At 60.1% G+C, this 16,434-nt stretch carries 13 protein-coding genes and 1 pseudogene; 9 read left to right on the top strand and 5 right to left on the bottom strand.

Annotated elements, in window-relative coordinates; all coding sequences use genetic code 11:
• Window positions 1-151: 151 nt before the first annotated feature.
• The 3 genes from glgB to ACQY4T_RS04270 are packed head-to-tail and all read right to left on the bottom strand — an operon-like array spanning window position 152 to window position 8,512.
• Entirely contained in the window at window positions 152-2,350 is a 2,199-nt protein-coding gene (glgB, locus tag ACQY4T_RS04280; RefSeq protein WP_428538130.1) for a 1,4-alpha-glucan branching protein GlgB, read from the bottom strand.
• Window positions 2,347-5,652 (bottom strand): maltose alpha-D-glucosyltransferase, encoded by a 3,306-nt coding sequence (gene treS / locus ACQY4T_RS04275; RefSeq protein ID WP_428538127.1) that lies wholly within the window; start codon window positions 5,650-5,652, stop codon window positions 2,347-2,349. The genes glgB and treS overlap by 4 nt, the downstream gene beginning before the upstream one ends.
• Window position 5,653: 1 nt before the next feature.
• The gene (locus ACQY4T_RS04270) at window positions 5,654-8,512 is read right to left on the bottom strand and encodes an alpha-1,4-glucan--maltose-1-phosphate maltosyltransferase (RefSeq protein ID WP_428538124.1); all 2,859 of its coding nucleotides are present in this window, start codon (window positions 8,510-8,512) and stop codon (window positions 5,654-5,656) included.
• 968 nt (window positions 8,513-9,480) lie between these two features.
• Between ACQY4T_RS04270 and ACQY4T_RS04265 the strand changes: the two genes are divergently transcribed.
• Window positions 9,481-10,107 (top strand): MucR family transcriptional regulator, encoded by a 627-nt coding sequence (locus ACQY4T_RS04265; RefSeq protein WP_428542705.1) that lies wholly within the window; start codon window positions 9,481-9,483, stop codon window positions 10,105-10,107.
• 49 nt (window positions 10,108-10,156) lie between these two features.
• Here the strand turns inward: ACQY4T_RS04265 and ACQY4T_RS04260 are convergent, their stop codons facing one another.
• Both ACQY4T_RS04260 and ACQY4T_RS04255 read right to left on the bottom strand, forming a co-directional pair.
• On the bottom strand, window positions 10,157-10,351 hold the full coding sequence (locus ACQY4T_RS04260; RefSeq protein WP_428538121.1) for a hypothetical protein: 195 nt from the start codon (window positions 10,349-10,351) through the stop codon (window positions 10,157-10,159).
• Window positions 10,348-11,502 carry an ISNCY family transposase gene (locus tag ACQY4T_RS04255; protein ID WP_428538118.1) on the bottom strand — a complete coding sequence of 385 codons (1,155 nt, stop codon included), beginning with the start codon at window positions 11,500-11,502 and terminating at the stop codon, window positions 10,348-10,350. Before ACQY4T_RS04255 ends, ACQY4T_RS04260 begins: the two co-directional genes overlap by 4 nt.
• A 189-nt stretch (window positions 11,503-11,691) precedes the next feature.
• Here ACQY4T_RS04255 and ACQY4T_RS04250 point away from each other — a divergent pair, with 189 nt between their 5' ends.
• The 8 genes and pseudogenes from ACQY4T_RS04250 to ACQY4T_RS04215 all read left to right on the top strand — a co-directional run bounded on the left by ACQY4T_RS04250 (window position 11,692) and on the right by ACQY4T_RS04215 (window position 16,434).
• Window positions 11,692-11,847: a type II toxin-antitoxin system CcdA family antitoxin gene (locus tag ACQY4T_RS04250; protein ID WP_428538115.1), complete on the top strand. Its 156-nt coding sequence runs from the start codon at window positions 11,692-11,694 to the stop codon at window positions 11,845-11,847.
• Between the two features lie 41 nt (window positions 11,848-11,888).
• Window positions 11,889-12,194: pseudogene (locus tag ACQY4T_RS04245) on the top strand (CcdB family protein).
• 398 nt (window positions 12,195-12,592) lie between these two features.
• A complete protein-coding gene (locus tag ACQY4T_RS04240; RefSeq protein WP_428538112.1) occupies window positions 12,593-12,724 on the top strand; it encodes a hypothetical protein in 132 nt (43 codons plus the stop codon).
• Window positions 12,725-12,745: 21 nt separating this feature from the next.
• Window positions 12,746-14,467, top strand: coding sequence for a thiamine pyrophosphate-dependent enzyme (locus ACQY4T_RS04235; RefSeq protein ID WP_428538109.1), 1,722 nt, complete (start codon window positions 12,746-12,748; stop codon window positions 14,465-14,467).
• Between the two features lie 24 nt (window positions 14,468-14,491).
• A complete protein-coding gene (locus ACQY4T_RS04230) occupies window positions 14,492-14,824 on the top strand; it encodes a hypothetical protein (RefSeq protein ID WP_428538106.1) in 333 nt (110 codons plus the stop codon).
• A 100-nt stretch (window positions 14,825-14,924) separates the two neighbouring features.
• The gene (locus ACQY4T_RS04225) at window positions 14,925-15,710 is read left to right on the top strand and encodes a Rieske 2Fe-2S domain-containing protein (RefSeq protein ID WP_428538103.1); all 786 of its coding nucleotides are present in this window, start codon (window positions 14,925-14,927) and stop codon (window positions 15,708-15,710) included.
• 325 nt (window positions 15,711-16,035) lie between these two features.
• The gene (locus ACQY4T_RS04220) at window positions 16,036-16,227 is read left to right on the top strand and encodes a hypothetical protein (protein WP_428538100.1); all 192 of its coding nucleotides are present in this window, start codon (window positions 16,036-16,038) and stop codon (window positions 16,225-16,227) included.
• Between the two features lie 15 nt (window positions 16,228-16,242).
• Window positions 16,243-16,434: a hypothetical protein gene (locus tag ACQY4T_RS04215; protein WP_428538097.1), complete on the top strand. Its 192-nt coding sequence runs from the start codon at window positions 16,243-16,245 to the stop codon at window positions 16,432-16,434.

Raw genomic sequence — 16,434 nt, 5'->3', positions numbered from 1 at the left:
GTCGAAACCGCTCCGGCTCCGTTCTCGTCAAGCACCGAGAACGATCACCCACTTCGCTCGTTCCACCGCTCCAGATAAATATGCCGCTTGGGGCGACAACGCTCTCAATGTCGCGAGAGGACTATCTGCTGGCGAAAGGAGTGGCAGCGTGTCAAAGAGTTGGCGAGAGGAAAAGCGTCGCGAGTGGAGGCAAGGTTAGAAACAGCGTCTGCGCTTCACCGTGCATCTGTGTCGGCAGACTATCGACACCGCCGCTATTGCCTAGGTTCGATCCACCGTAGGCATCCGCGTCCGTGTTCAACAACTCTCGCCAATGGCCGGGTCGCGGTACCCCGATTCCATAGCCACCCCTTGGCACCGGCGTCATATTACACACCACCAGTACCATCCGGCCGTCCTCGTTCCCCGACCTTAGGAATGCAAACACAGAGTTTGCCGTGTCATCTCCGACAACCCAGCGGAAGCCGGTGGAAACGGAATCTCGCTTATGCAGAGCGTTTGTGTGACGATAAAGCGCGTTCAGATCCCGCACTAGAGTTTGCATGCCGCGATGCCGAGGATAGTCCAACAGATCCCAATCGATCGCCGAATCGTGATTCCATTCGCGCCATTGCGCGATCTCTCCGCCCATGAATATGAGCTTCTTGCCCGGGTGAGCCCACATAAAGCCGAAGTAAGCCCGCAGGTTTGCGAAGCGTTGCCAATCGTCTCCAGGCATCTTCTCGATTAAGGAACCTTTGCCATAAACGACCTCGTCATGCGACAGTGGCAGCACAAAGTTTTCTGAAAACGCGTAGATCAAGCCAAAGGTCAATTCGTTGTTGTGGTATCGCCGGTAGACCGGATCGCACTCCATGTAGTGTAACGTGTCATGCATCCAGCCCATGTTCCACTTAAAGGAGAAACCGAGACCCCCATCGCTAACTGGCCGAGAAACGCCTGGCCATGCGGTGGATTCTTCGGCGATGGTGATGGCGCCGACGCAGCGCTCTGCAACCACCTGGTTGAAGTGGCGCAAGAAGCCGATAGCCTCGAGGTTCTCTCGCCCGCCGTTGATGTTCGGCACCCATTCGCCCTGCTTGCGGCTGTAGTCGCGATAAAGCATAGAGGCAACGGCATCGACTCGAAGGCCATCGACGTGAAAATGCTCCAGCCAATGAACGCCGCTGGCGATCAGGAAACCTTGTACTTCCCGGCGACCGAAATTGTAGATGTAAGTGTTCCAGTCCTGGTGGAAGCCCTCCTTCGGATCGGCGTGTTCAAATAGCGGCGTGCCGTCGAAACGTGCAAGTCCATGCGCATCGGTCGGAAAATGCGCCGGCACCCAGTCGATGATCACGCCCACTCCGGCGCGATGGCAGGCATCCACGAAGCGGCAGAAGCCATCGGGCGGCCCGAAGCGGCCAGATGGTGCAAACAATCCCAGCGGCTGGTAGCCCCAGGAGCCACCAAATGGGTGTTCTGCTATCGGCATAAGTTCGAGATGGGAAAATCCCATCTCCGCGACATAAGGAACGAGCCGCTCGGCCAGGGCGTCCCAACTAAGCGTAAGGTCCGGACCGGGACGAAACCAAGATGCGGCGTGAACCTCGTAAATCGTGATAGGCGCGTCATCGCCGTGCCGAGCGCTGCGATCGCGCATCCAGACGTCATCATGCCAAACATACGGAAGGGGATCGGCAACGATGGATCCGGTGGCTGGCGGAGCTTCCGAAGCTTTGGCCAGCGGATCCGCCTTGTCGGCAAGCCGACTACTGTCCGCCCCGACGATCGCAAACTTGTAGCGCATCCCAGGCCCCGCACGCGGGACGAATAGTTCCCAGACGCCGGACGGATAACGCAACCGCATCGGATGGCGACGATTATCCCAGGTGTTAAAATCGCCGATCACCGAGACTGCGCGCGCATTCGGTGCCCAGACCGCGAAGCGTGTGCCGCGCACTCGATCCACCGTAATAGCATTTGCACCAAGAGTGAATGCGATCTCGAACAATCTGCCTTCGTTGAATAAATGCAAATCAGTTTCGCTCAGCAGAAGATCGAAGCTGTAAGGATCTTCGGTTTCGTGAACAACATCAGACCAGCGAATACGAAATAGGTACGGTTCCTTGCCCTCTACCCAGCCTGAAAATAACCCAGCTGGTTGGGTGGGCAACAGCGTCCCGAGGTGCCGATCATCCGCGCGAGCGATGACTTCCACACCACTTGCGCCTGGCAAGAACGCGCGGACGTAGCGGCCGAGCTCGGTCTCGAACGGCCCAAGCACCGCGAACGGATCGTTAAGGGAGCCGTTGGCGATGTGCCGAGCCTGGTCACGCGAGATGGATGGGATAACAACGGCGTCGTTCATGCGACAGCCTCTATCCCCAGAACACGGCGAGAGCAATTTGCCAGTCCGTGTAAAGGAACATCGATCCAGGTCGGTCGATTAGCAGCCTCGTAAACCACTTCATAGGCCGCCTTTTCAATCAAGAACAAATCAAGTAGCTCCAAGTCTAACGAAGGCGCTTGTTCGCCAGCGGCCGCAATCGCCTCCCGGTAACCGATCAGGAACGACTCCGTTGCCCGTTGGACAAAACTATCCAGAAACGCGCTAACCTTTTCGTCAGTCAGATGGGCATGACTAGATAGGCTGCGCCGCTTCACGACCGCAGCCGCATAGTCGAATGACCGAACCACACCAGCGACGTCTCGCAATGGATGATCCTTGCTGCGCCGGAGTTCCACCGGCTTGGCTGGTTCGCCTTCAAAGTCGATGATGGCGACGTCGCCGTTAACGACCAGGATCTGTCCTAGATGCAGGTCACCATGGATTCGAGTGAGCGTTGCGCCATGAACCGCTTCCGCCAGAGTCGGCAGCTTGCCGAAAAGCGCCTCCCTCCCCGCTTGCATGGCCGTCCGATCCTGCTGTCCGGCCATTTCCCAGTGTTGCGCGGCTTCAACCGTTTGATATGCAGCTTTCAATTGCACCCGTGTCCGTTCTGCGAAGGCCACAGCTACGTCAGGGGTGCCGGCCTCAGGAGCAAACGCTGGATCGGATGATGGCCGCGCCAGCACCGAGTGCATTTCACCCAGCCGCTGTCCCAGCAACGAGGCAAAACGAACGTAGTCCGAGTGGCTTGCAGCGTCCGCGGCGGCTGCTTCGTCACTGTTGGTGATGTCGGACAGCCCCCGGAGCAGGAGATCGGTTGTCCAACTCCATGCGTCACCTTGGTTACGAACGAAAGCTTGGGCGATGACGAGGGCATGGCGCGTGCCGGTGGGGTCCACGCGCACAACCTCGCCCAGCAGGGCCGGCGTGTTGGCAAAGCCTTGCTCGGTCAGATGGCGGCTCATCTCGGCTTCTGGATGCGGGCCATCTGTCACCCGACGGAACATTTTGATGATCGCTATGTCACCGACGATGACCGAGGAGTTCGACTGTTCCGCGGAAATCCAGTTCATTTCGACGTCTTCGGGCACGCTGATGTCCGCAATACGCGAGGTCGGCTCAAACCTGATCATCCCGCGATCGATGGCGATAATATCCTTCTGCGCCAAACCTGCGAGGATCGCGATTGGGAACGCGGGCAGAGCGAACGCGTCGGTTAGTAATCCAACTTTTGCGCCACGCCGGACGCGTGCAAGTGCCAGTTGTGTCGGCAGCGGGGGCGCTGTGGTATCGCCCCACACGATGCCAAGCGGCAATAGCCAACGAGAGGTTCCGGAAGCGGCTTCAATTTCAATCTCGAGCAATACCGCGTCGTCGGACGGTACACGGGTCATCAGGGCGATTCGGGTTGAGGTCAACGCCTGGTCTTTCATGGCAAACCAGCGGCGCTTGGACAGATACTGCGGCAGCGCCTCATGCTCAATTACCAACCGTGCGGCCATTAAGGCGTCTGGCAAAGAATGACGCATGACGATTGTCTGATATTCAGGCATTGGTTCCGGCGCGGGTGTGTGGTGGGACGGCCAGTCGTCGGCTTCTGACAAAAGGAACCAGTAGAAGCCATACGGAGGCAGCGTGAGGAGGTAGGTCAGCTGGCCGATGGGAGGAAACTGTGAGTGGCCGTCAAGTTCGATCGGAACCCGGCCCTGGAATTCCGACAGGTCGAGTTCAACCGCTTGTGGTGTGCGCGAGAGGTTCGCGACGCACAGGATGGCGATACCTTCATGCTCGCGCAGATAGGCCAGAATCTTCCGGTTTTTAGGATACAACAGTCTATACGTGCCGCGGCCGAACACTTTATATTGGCGGCGGACCGCGATGGCCCGACGCATCCACATCAATAGCGAGTGCGGGTCGGCGGCCTGGGTTTCCACATTCACCGCCTGATAGGCGTAGAGCGGGTCCATCACCATCGGCAGCACCAGCCGGGAAGGGTCGGCAACTCGGGAAAAGCCGCCGTTGCGATCAGGCGACCACTGCATCGGCGTACGCACGCCGTTCCGATCGCCGAGATGGATATTGTCACCCATGCCGATTTCGTCACCGTAATAGATTACCGGCGTTCCGGGCATCGACAACAGGAGGTAGTTCATCAGCTCAATGCGTCGCCGGTCACGTTCCAGTAGCGGTGCCAACCGGCGACGGATCCCAAGATTCAACCGGGCGCGTCGATCTGCGGCATAGGTTTCCCACAAGAAGTCGCGTTCCGACTCCGTCACCATCTCGAGCGTGAGTTCGTCGTGGTTACGGAGGAAGATCGCCCACTGGCAATTCTTGGGAATATCTGGGGTTTGACGCAGGATGTCAGTGATCGGGAACCGGTCCTCGCGCGCGATCGCCATATACATACGAGGCATCAGTGGAAAGTGGAAGGCCATGTGGCACTCGTCGCCGTCGCCGAAATAGTCTTTAGTGTCTTCCGGCCACTGGTTTGCCTCGGCCAACAGCATTTTGTCAGGATAATGCTCGGTGAGCTCGGCACGAATTCGCTTTAGCGCCGCGTGGGTCTCCGGGAGGTTCTCGCTACTGGTACCTTCTCGCTCGACCAGATACGGCACGGCGTCAAGGCGCAATCCGTCGATGCCGAGTTCTACCCAGTAGCGCAGAACCGAGAGCACCTCACGCATTACCCGAGGGTTGTCAAAGTTCAGATCCGGCTGATGATAGTAGAACCGATGCCAATAATATGCTTTCGCAGTCTCGTCCCAGGTCCAGTTAGATCGTTCTGAGTCAACAAATATGATCCGAGTGCCGGCATATTTACGATCGTCATTCGACCAAACGTAAAAGTCTCGATACATCGAGCCGGGTTTAGAAAGACGCGCGCGTTGGAACCAGGGGTGCTGGTCGGATGTGTGATTGACCACCAACTCTGCAATCACGCGGATGCCTCTGTCATGTGCTGCGGCGATGAACCGCTTCACGTCACCAAGAGTACCGTAATCTGGATGAACGCCTCGATAATCCGCGATATCATACCCGTCATCCAAACGCGGCGACGGATAGAACGGCAGCAGCCAGATAGTATTTATGCCCAACTCGGCGATGTAGTCCAAGCGCGAGATGAGGCCAGCAAAGTCGCCGATTCCGTCATTATTGCTGTCAGCAAATGACTTGACATGGATCTGATAGATGATAGCGTCTTTATACCAGAATTGATCGGCATCAGCCGTTGGGGCGACCCTGTCGGTTGGCTGCGGGTGGGGGTGGCCGACATTCATCCTAGCGAAACTCAAGCCGCCAGATGCGGAATGGCAGATCGACCGGGTCCAGGCGAATATACTGATGCTTTCCGTGCCATGTGAAATATTCCCCGCTCATCAGATCTGCCACCGCGATGGCGGCCTCGTCGGGCAGGCCGAACTCCCAGAGCGGCACTTCGATGGCCGCCTCTTGTGCGATATGAGGATCAAAGCTGACAACCACTAAAACCATACTGTGGTCGAGCGGATCTCGCTTTCCATAGAGAATGATCTGATCGTTGAAAGCGTTATAGAATTTTAGCCCCAAATGAGACTGCAATGCTGGATGATGGCGCCGAATCCGATTCAGCGCGGTGATTTCGGCGACGATATTTCCTGGCATGGCGTAGTCTCGCGGCCGGATCTCATATTTCTCAGAATCGAGATACTCTTCGCGCTCCGGCAATGCGCCAGCTTCGCAAAGCTCGAACCCGGAATAAACCCCCCAAAGCCCCGACAGTGTCGCCGCCAACGCCGCACGGATCAGAAAGCCGGCTCGGCCGGACGTTTGCAAGAAAACCGGATTTATGTCTGGGGTATTAACAAAAAAGTTTGGCCGAAAAAAGTTTGCAACGGGCGGTGTCGTCAATTCCGTTAGGTAATCGGTGATTTCCTGTTTCGTATTCCGCCAGGTGAAATATGTGTAGGATTGCGAGAAGCCGGCCTTGGCTAAGCGATACATCGGCTTGGGACGGGTAAATGCTTCCGCCAGGAATAGCACATCGGGATTCCGGCCCTGTATGTCCGCCACCATCCATTGCCAGAAGGGCAACGGCTTGGTGTGCGGATTATCGACACGGAATATCCGCACGCCCTGGTCCACCCAGAACTGAACCACGTCACGCAGGGCAGTCCATACAGCGGGAAACGACGCTTCGCCGTAAAAGTCTGGATTGACGATGTCCTCATACTTCTTCGGTGGATTCTCGGCGTAGCGAATCGAGCCGTCGGGCCGCCAACGGAACCAGTCCTTATGCTGCTTCACCCACGGGTGATCAGGAGCGCACTGGATAGCGAAATCGATCGCGACTTCCAGATTATTTTCTTGTCCCGCCCGAATCAGAGCGCGAAAATCATCCAGGGTCCCAAGTTCGGGATTAAGAGCATCGTGACCGCCCTCCGCACTGCCAATCGCGTAGGGGCTGCCGACATCACCCGGTGCGGCCGTGAGGCTATTGTTACGGCCTTTGCGATTGATCCGGCCAATCGGATGAATGGGCGGAAAATACAGCACGTCGAAGCCCATGCGGCGAATGTCGGGCAAACGCTCGATAACCGATCGGAATGTGCCAGGGACAGCCGCGTCGTACGTTGCAGACCGCGGAAACAGCTCATACCAGCTCGCGAATTCCGCGGATGGTCGGTCTGCGCGCACCCAGTGGATCGAGCTGCGTGCAACGAATGGCCGTGCAATCGAGTGTTCTACCAATGCCGCAAAGTCTTCCGCGAGCATAGCTTCCGCGTTCATCGCTGTATCCAGGCCAGGCATGGCAGTCTGAATCAATCGCCAGCCTTCTTGGAGCTCTAGTTTCACGTCTTGGCCCGCATCGACTTTGGCATGCAGATCATGGGTAAACGTGCCCCACTGATCCCACCATGCCTCAACAGCGAATTGATACAGACCGACCCGTTCCGGGCGAATGAGCCCCTCCCATCGATCGTTTGGTAGCTTCTGCATCCGAACGCGTCGCCATTCGGAAGCGTCAGCAGGCCGCCAGAGTACGTCTGCCGCCACTAGGTCATGACCATCGCCGAATACGTCGGCACTGATGGTGAATTCACGGCCTACAACGGTTTTGCTGGCGAACTCGCCGCTCGGCTCGACCGCTTCGATGGCGATGCGGGTAGACTCGGCCCAGTCAGAACACAGCTCCAATCCCTGGTTGGGCACGCCGGGATCTTGCCGACACTTCAGGATTCGGACTTCACCCCTATGCAGCGGCATTTCGAGGTCGCCCAAGGCGGATAACGCGGCACCGGCCGACGGAGGCAACGGTGCACCCGAAAATCCCAGTGTGGCAGGTCGATCGACATCAGGATTGATCAGGACCAGAGTGTCCTCACGCAACAAAGCCGTCACCGGGGCAGCTGGACTTGTGACGGGACGCAGTGCTTGCGCAATCGGCAAGTGCTTATTCAAACGGATTGCCGCAGCAACATCATCCGATAAATCGATAGGCATTTCTCGCATGGCCGCTTCCATATCCTCGGGGCGAGCATGCACCGGATCGAAGCGGCGGCTGGTTGCGTACTCAAAACCCATCGGCAAAAATAGGCCGGCCCCAGTGGCAGCCGCGATCTGTAGCGAGAGCCGGTAAGCTTTGGGAAGATCCGCATCGGGCGCCAACATCTGCGTCAACCGATGAAAGAACGAGGGCTCTGGACTAGCCAATGCCGGCGCCACGTCACGCAGCACCGCCAGTTCGTCAAGGAACCATGGCGCCCGTCCATCCCACCAAGCGGCCGAAGATGCGGACAGGCTGAAGTCTATTCCTGCCAGTTCCCGTGCCTGGGGTACACCAGGCGTCCAAGCCAAAAATAGTGCATCCGGGATCGCGGCGGTGATCCGGCGCCAGAACCATGCGGGGATGAGGTCTAGGGTCAGACAGCGGAAACTTTCGATTCCAGCTTGCATCACGCGCGTCAGAATTTTTACCCACCAATCCGCCATCGAATCCGCCATGGCGGTCTGATCAAAGCACGGCACCGCAATGTCAATTCGGTGCGGAGGTTGCCGCGGGTCGGGAATTCGGTTCGAGCCGGTAGCGCCGAACCAGTCTAGGTGACGTTGGTGAAGGGGAGCATTGATCGCAATCTGGCCCGGCGCGATGTCGAGCATCAATTTGAGACCTGCTCGCGAAGCCAGATCCGCCGCCAACCGGAGGCCTTGGTCGGCTGACCCACCGAAACCGAGTGATGGATGTAACCGATCGAAAGTAGCGTGAATAAATATGTCCCCACTATCTCCGGGCTCGAACGGCGGGGCTAGGCAAAGATGACTAAAGCCCATTGCGGCGACGCGTTCAAAAATCGCTGCCCACCGGTCAAGCGGGCCGGCCACAAGCGGGTGGACATGATACACATTGATTGCATCACGGGCGCCACGCCCTAACCACTCGGAAGACAACGTACTAGGTCGGATCACGTTCATGACGTCGGGAGAACGCCACTTCGAGGTTCGAAGTTCCGCAGAGCGCAGAACAAGATCACCTGGCGTCAATCCCGCGACATTCCAGCCTGGACGCTATAATCGAACGCTATTCTGCCGCTGCAGCCAGTGGAACCATGCCAACGTAGTTCCCGATCCTTCGCTCGCTGTCGATTATTCGGATCTCCCGATATATCGAGTCCGTTATCTCTCTCGGTGAAAGAGCGAACCAAGACCGATCGTCATGGCGCCCCCGTACTCTTACATAGGCATCTTGAAAAATACGATCGCTCATGCGCCCTCCGCCTGATTTCGTTCACCCGGCAAACTGCGGGGCCCGGTGACATTGACGTTAAGGTAGATGCTAATACAACGTGAAAAAAACGTCAAAGCCTCTTCGCGTGGGGATCGATATTAATGCCCCACCAGAGTCAAACCTTCTGATTCTTCTCTGCACAAATCATTGCAGCTCACGCCGGCAATAATCGCGCTGGAATCGGCTCACTTTCGACGGCTACCGGTAATGTGTACAACATTTTAGTGGACTTAAACCCAGGCAGCTCGCCGTCCGCACGGAGGTTTCTGCATACGGATGCCGGAGGTGATTATAGTGATTACCACCAGCAAGAGCGTCATATCAGCCATGCGCAGATGTATGCATTCATCCGGTTCACGGCCGGACAGTCTCCAGCGACCATTGGGTTGGCTTGGAAGATGGCCTGGCCATGAGGATGCTCAAGCGACGCCTGCAGGCCGTGCACGGCATGTCTCCTGACGATTATCGGGCGAAATGGCGTCTGCCACCCGATTATTCGATGGTCGCCGTTGGTTATGCCGGTCTACGCTCAACTTTGCCAGTTCGAAGCGATCTCGGGCTGAAGACACGCGCTCGACGTGCGTTCCAGTTGCCTCACCGGCGCCCGGGGTTTGGCGAAATGATTCAGATCGACGGCGGCCTGCACGACTGGTTCGAAGGCCGTGGACCCCGCTGCACGCTGATACGGGCCCGGCTGACGGCGCTGCGGTTCGCAGCAGTGGAGTCGGGGGCGGCGTATTTTAATGCCTTGTGGGACCACGTTCTGGCCTATCGCTGTCCTTCGGCCTTCTATTCCGACGTGGTCGCGTGTCTTCAGCCCGAGAGCCGCGTCTTCGGCCGCCACCTGAAGAAGGCTTTCGATCCTGGTCCGGACCGCTCCCGCCATGCGCCGGGGGGATGGACGCCCGCGCTGACGCGAAACAAGGCCCTGGTCGCCATCACCACGCCATGCGGGCAAAAAGCCGTTTGAGCTGACTCACCCCGATGCCGAGCCGTTCCGACGCCTCCGGATGACCTAATTATATTAGTTCGCCCTGCACCACATGGCGCACCAGGCACGCGCGCTCCTGCTGCGAACCGCTCATCGTCACAATCCCGCCGGACATACCGCCCCCATCCAGAGCCACGCTCGTGAAGATGTCCGCCTGATAAAACAAATCAAATGTCCATCTCGGTGGTTTTTGATGCGCCGGAGTGTTGAATGGCATGGTCATGCGGCGGCCCTCGGAACGGTTGGTTGGATGGCTACGGCGTCGCGGTCATAGCGGCCCAAGCAGCGCGGCCCATCGAAGATCGCCAGACCGCCATCGGGGTATTCATGCACCCGGATCGTCGCCCGGACGTAGTGGTGGCGGTGTGTCTGCTCGGGGATCTGCAGCGTTTTGCCGCGCCATGACACGCAGTTGTCCCGCCCGACACGGCGATCCTCTTGCAGGCACAGCGTATCCGCCAACGGAGCGCCGACATAGGCGACAAAGGCGGATCCTGCCTCGGATGCCGCGACGCCGAAGCGGGCATTGAAGTCGGGCATGAAGACCTCTCGTAGATACACGTTCGCAACCTCGGCGCTGGCCAGCCCGCGGATCCGCAGTTGCTGAGGAAGACGACCTTGCAGCGTGCCGAAAGCCCGCTCCATGCGACCGCGCGCTTCGGGCGAATAGGACGGGATGTGGCGGATGCCGAGCTGTGCCAGGGCGCGGCCGACCTGGGTGAGGTTCTGTTTGTCGACTTTGCCACTGGCCTCCGGCGTCAGGAAATAATGCGAGCCGCGATCGGTGTAGAACGCCCCGAAAAGCCCGTGCCGCTGGATCGTTTCAGCCAGTCCCCGCAGGCTCGACATGGTGCCTTCTTGCTCGGTCAGGAAGATCGAGGTGATGTGCCCGGTGGCATCATCGAGGGTGACGATCAGGTCCTGCTGGGCGGCGGTGCCGGGTAGCCAGCAATGCGTCGAGCCGTCCTGGAACAGCAGCATGCCAGGCAGCGGCCGCCGCTCGCGCTTCTTGCGGTGCTTGCCCCGCAGCGTCGCCTTTTGCACCAGTCCAGCCGATTGCAGCGCCAGCCGGGTGACCGTGTAACAGAGCTTGTAGTTGTGCTCGCGGCGCGCTGTCTCGTGGAAGTGCTTGACCGAGAAATCCCGATATCGGTCACGATACAGCGCGCACATCCGACCGATCTCCGTGGTGTCAGCACGCCGCGGCGACGCCGTCCCTAGGCCCCGGTCGCGCAGTCCCTCGACGCCTTCGTCGTCAAACCGGACGCACATACGGCGGAACTGCCGACCCGATACACCAAGCAGGTCCCCGGCCTGATCGGCGCTCAGACGCCGATGGCGAAAGCGCTCCAGCGCGGCCTCGAACCGGCTCACGAAAACACCCCACAAAGCCCGTTGTCGCCGCATGTCCTACCTCTCGAACAGGCGGCGAACATTCCGGACATTTCACGCGCTAACAAACACGGACAGATCACGCGCTCCCAACACTGAAAATCCCCTTCGTTGACATGTGCAAGCTTATGCGCAAGGACGTCCGATGCGTCCGACCGCTGTCCCACGAACGTGAGCCTCCCCACAAGCATCGTCGAGGAAGCCAAGGCGCTCGGGATCAACCTCTCGCGGGCATGCGAAACCGGCATAGGGGTGGCGCTTCGAGCCGAACGAGAGCGTCGCTGGAAGGCCGAAAACGCCGCGGCCGTCGCAGCTTACAACCGATAGGTCGAGGAACACGGCCTGCCGTTGGAGCACTTTCGGCAATTTTGAGCCAATTCTCCGTCTACCCGTTTCCGGGCTCGCGGGCCGGCTTCGTCGTCGACATCCAATCCGGCCTGCTAGACAAAATGTCGACGCGTGTCGTTACTCCGCTCCTGGCGGAGCATTCGGTGCCACCGGTTTGAGCCAAAACCCTCAATCCGGTCTTTGAAATCGATGGCGCGGCATATATGCTGATGACCCGAAACATCGCGGCCGTTCCGCTCGGGCGGTTGCGCAAGCCGATCGATACGCTGGCGGCACATCGCGATCAGGTCGTTCGAGCGATAGACGCACTGCTCAGCCGGATCTGACCGGGTCACGGAACGGCCGCGGCGGCAGGGACCTTTTTGCATTTACAAACCCCGTTCCGTTCCAGGGTAGATCAAACCGTTGGTCTGGCGCATGATAAGTTGAAACGAGAGGATCAGTCTGGCCGAACGCTCCTTCGCCCGCGAAGTTCATCAGCTCCGCCTTGGCGCGGGTGCCGAGTTTCGCGGCGAGGGCATCCGGGCGATCACCAAGGCGCTGCTTGAAAACGGCGTCGGCTATGTCGCCGGTTACCAGGGGCGCCGATCTCGCACCTGATGAATGTATTGGCGGATGCGTCCGTCATCCTGTCTGAACTCGGGGTGCATCTCGAATCCAGCGCCAATGAGGCAGCGGCGGCCGCGACCCTCGCCACCTCGTAATGTATCCGATCCGTGGCGCGGTGACGTTCAAAAGCACCGCTGGGACCAATGTCGCCTCCGACGTGCTGTCGAACCTGGCATCCAGCGGCGTGACAGGCGGAGCATTGATCATCCTCGGCGAGGACTACGGCGAGGGTTCCTCGATCATGTAGGAGCGCAGCCACGCGATCGCCATGAAATCACAGCTTTGGCTGCTGGATCCACGGCCCGACCTGCCGTCGCTCGTGCGCATGGTGGAGCACGGGTTTGCGTTGTCGGAAGCCTCCGGCACGCCAGTGATGCTGGGGGTGCGAATCCGCGCCTGCCACCTGCACGGCAGCTTCATCACCAAGGACAACCGCTCGCCGCCGTTCTCCTTGACCCAGGCGCGCAACGCCCCGCGGCGCGACACCGGGCACATCGTGCTGCCGCCGGCCAGCTTCCCGCATGAGCGCGACAAGATCGCCCGCCGCTGGGCCGCCGCGGTTGACTACATCCGGGTGCACCGCCTGAACGATTTGTTCGACGGCGACTTGTCCAACGTCGGCATCATCCTGCAAGGCGGCATGTACAACCGCGTGATGCGCGCGCTGATGCGGATCGGGCTCGCCGATATCTGGGGCGCCACGCGAGTCCCGCTCTACGTGCTGAACGTTACCTACCCGCTGGTTGACGCCGAAGTTACCGGCTTCTGCGCCGACAAGCGCGCCGTGCTGATGGAGGAAAGCCAGCCCGACTTCATCGAACAAGCGCTGGCGAAAATCCTGCGCGAGGCCGACCTGCCGACCCGCCTGCAAGGCAAGCGCGTTCTGCCGATGGCCGGTGAATATGCCGTCGCGGTGCTGGAGCAACGTGTGCGCGGTTTCTTCGCCGCCGTGGGCATGGCCAGCGAACTAACGCCGCCCGCCAATGTCGCCGCCATCCTGGACGAGGATCCCGTCCGCGCCTTGGCCAATGTCGTCCCCGCCCGGCCGCCCGGCTTCTGCAGCGGCTGTCCGGAACGGCCGATCTTCTCCGCCATGAAGTTGGTCGAGCAGGAACTTGGGTCGCACCACGTGACCGCCGACATCGGCTGCCAGCTTTTCTCGATCCTGCCGCCGTTCAATATCGGCGCCACGACCATGGGCTATGGGCTGGGCCCAGCCTCCGCCTCGGCGCTGAATGGCGGCGAGGGCAAACGCGTGGTCTCGTTCCTCGGCGATGGCGGGTTCTGGCATAACGGACTGAATTCCAGCATCGGCAATGCGGTCTACAACAAGAGCGACCACGTCACAGTCATCGTCGATAATCATTACTCGGCCGCGACCGGCGGGCAGGATCTGCTGTCGTCACGCGCGACGAGCCGCCGCCGCTCCACCGGGCACGCGATCGCGCGAGCGGTGCGCGGTGTCGGCGCGGGATGGGTGCGGCAGGTCGATCGCACCTACGACGTCGCCCATATGCGCGACACACTGCGTTCGGCGCTGACCACGAAGGCGCACGGCCAGAAGGTGATCGTTGCGTCGTCGGAGTGCATGCTGAACCGCCAGCGGCGGGAAAAGCCCCTGCTGCAAGCAGCGGCAAGGGCCGGCAAGCGTGTCGTGCGGCCGAGATTCGGCGTCGGTCAAGACGTCTGCACCGGCGATCACGCCTGTATGCGGCTGTCGGGCTGCCCCTCGCTGTCGCTGAAGCACACCGGAGAGAAGCTGCGCGACGACCCAGTCGCGGTGGTGGACAATTCCTGCGTTAGTTGCGGCCATTGCGGTGAGGTCGCCAACGCCGCGGTACTGTGCCCGTCATTCTATCGCGCCGATCTGGTCGAGAATCTAAGCCGGATCGATCTGCTGCTCGCCCGCATGTGCGGCGCGGTGATCGGCTTCCTCTGGCGCCCCCGCGCCGCTCGGCAGTGGGCGCCGGCCGCTGGGATATCAGCCTGACATGATCGCCCGATCACCATCGCGGTGCTGGCGATCGGCGGTCAGGGCGGTGGCGTGCTGGTGGACTGGATCGTGCCGCTGGCCGAACGCGAGGGCTGGCGTGCGCAATCGACCTCGGTGCTCGGCGTGGCGCCGCGCACCGGCGCGAAATCAAAGGATATAGCGACACCCATAGCCGTGGTTTGGATAAGTATGCCCAGGTTGATGGCGGCGGCGGAACGCCCGCGCGGCCGCCCAGACGCCGCTGGTTGGGTGCGCCGCCTGCGCAAGGCAGCGGTGGAGGATGAACCAGGACTGGCGCTGCGGCAGGCACTACGCACCGTCGATTCCTTCCTGGATGGGAGGCAGGCGGCATGACAACGCGCTACCGCGATGATCCCGACGCCCTGCGCGCCCTGGTGCGCGACGCCGAGGTCCATCGCGATGTTTACAACGACCCCGTGGTCTTCGCCCGGAGATGGAGCGGCTGTTTGCCAATACCTGGGTCTATGTCGCCCACGATTCCCAAGTGCCGAAGCCGGGTGACTACTTCGGCACCACGATCGGCGCACAGCCGGTGCTAATGGTGCGCCACGAGGATGGTTCTCTGCATGTGCTGTACAACCGCTGCCCACATAAAGGCACGCGCATCACCACCGAGACCAGCGGCAACACCGGGCAATTGTTCCGCTGCCCATATCACCCCTGGAGCTTCCGCACCGACGGCAGCCTCGCCGAGCTGCCGTTACCCGAAGGCTATGACAACACCCGCTTCACCGACAGCGCGGCGGCACGTGGCCTGACGCCGGTTCGGCACATCCACAATTACCGCTGCTTCGTGTCCGCCAAGATGGCGGCCGGGGGCGCCGATTTCGCGACGTTCTTTGGCGACTCGCTGTCCAGCATCGATAACATGGTTGATCGGTCGCCGGCCGGTCGGCTGGAAGTCGCCGGCGGGCTGCTGCGTTACATGCACAACTGCAACTGGAAGATGAGCCGGCACCGCGATCGACCTATGGAAGCGCGCCGGCGAGCAAACCCCGAAGCCGATGGCGGTGGAGATTTACGCGCCGTTCATGGCGCCATACGAGTTCTTCAAAAAAAATGGGTATCCGCACCTGGGAAAATGACCACGGCCACACCGAAGTTTATTGCTCGATCCACTCAAACTACACGGCGGTACCGGATTATTTCGAGCGCATGGTCGCCGCCTATGGTGAAGCCCGCGCCAGGGCGATCCTGGGTGAGAACCGGCATAATATAATATAACACGATCTACTTCCCTAATCTGAAGGTGAAGGGGCCGATCCAGTTGCTGCGCCTGTTCAAGCCGCTGGGCCCTGATCGCACACTGGTTGAAAGCTGGACATTCGGTCTGGTTGACGCACCGGATTTTGTGCTGGAACGAAAGCTAATTATAACCGTCTCGTCGACGCACCGACATCCGTGGTCGGGCATGACGACCTGGAAATGTATGAGCGCGCGCAGGAGGGGCACACGCCGACGACAATCCCTGGGTCAGCTTGCACCGCCTGTTCGAACCCGGAGAGCAGCGCCTTGCCGTCGACAACGGTACAACCGAGAGGCAGATGCGCAATTATATCGCATACTCTGAACTGGTCGCGGTGATCGCGATACCGTCCCGCCGTGCCGCGGTGCGGCAAGCCGCTGGCGATCATCCCGTGGCGATCACCGCGCCGGATGAAACCCCGGCCACGGTTACAAGGCCCGCTGCGCCCTGGGATGAGGCCGCGCTGCTCGACATGTCCTGCACCACCTGACGGCCGAAAGGCTGCGTGCTGGCCAACAGCTATTTTCTCGCCGCCGGGGATTGGTACGCCTGCCTTGGCGGGTTGGCATCGCTGCGTCAGGAGCGGATGCTGACGCCGCTACCATTGCATCATATGAACGCCCTTGCCTGCTCGGTGATGGCGATGCTGCTCACCGGAGGCTGCCTGATCCCGCTCGATTGGTTCCATCCTCGGTGA

The organism is Rhodopila sp. (genome assembly GCF_965277825.1).
Taxonomy (GTDB): domain Bacteria; phylum Pseudomonadota; class Alphaproteobacteria; order Acetobacterales; family Acetobacteraceae; genus Rhodopila.
Note: the sequence above shows the minus strand (reverse complement) of the source record. Positions and strands in the feature narration are given on the sequence as shown.

Excerpts from the sequence above, each read along its gene's own strand:
- glgB (WP_428538130.1), bottom strand. The coding sequence starts at position 2,350 with ATGAACGACGCCGTTGTTATCCCATCCATCTCGCGTGACCAGGCTCGG.
- ACQY4T_RS04235 (WP_428538109.1), top strand. The coding sequence starts at position 12,746 with ATGAAATCACAGCTTTGGCTGCTGGATCCACGGCCCGACCTGCCGTCG.
- ACQY4T_RS04225 (WP_428538103.1), top strand. The coding sequence starts at position 14,925 with ATGGAGCGGCTGTTTGCCAATACCTGGGTCTATGTCGCCCACGATTCC.
- ACQY4T_RS04270 (WP_428538124.1), bottom strand. The coding sequence starts at position 8,512 with ATGCTCGACATCGCGCCGGGCCAGATTGCGATCAATGCTCCCCTTCAC.
- ACQY4T_RS04220 (WP_428538100.1), top strand. The coding sequence starts at position 16,036 with ATGCGCAATTATATCGCATACTCTGAACTGGTCGCGGTGATCGCGATA.
- treS (WP_428538127.1), bottom strand. The coding sequence starts at position 5,652 with ATGAATGTCGGCCACCCCCACCCGCAGCCAACCGACAGGGTCGCCCCA.
- ACQY4T_RS04260 (WP_428538121.1), bottom strand. The coding sequence starts at position 10,351 with ATGACCATGCCATTCAACACTCCGGCGCATCAAAAACCACCGAGATGG.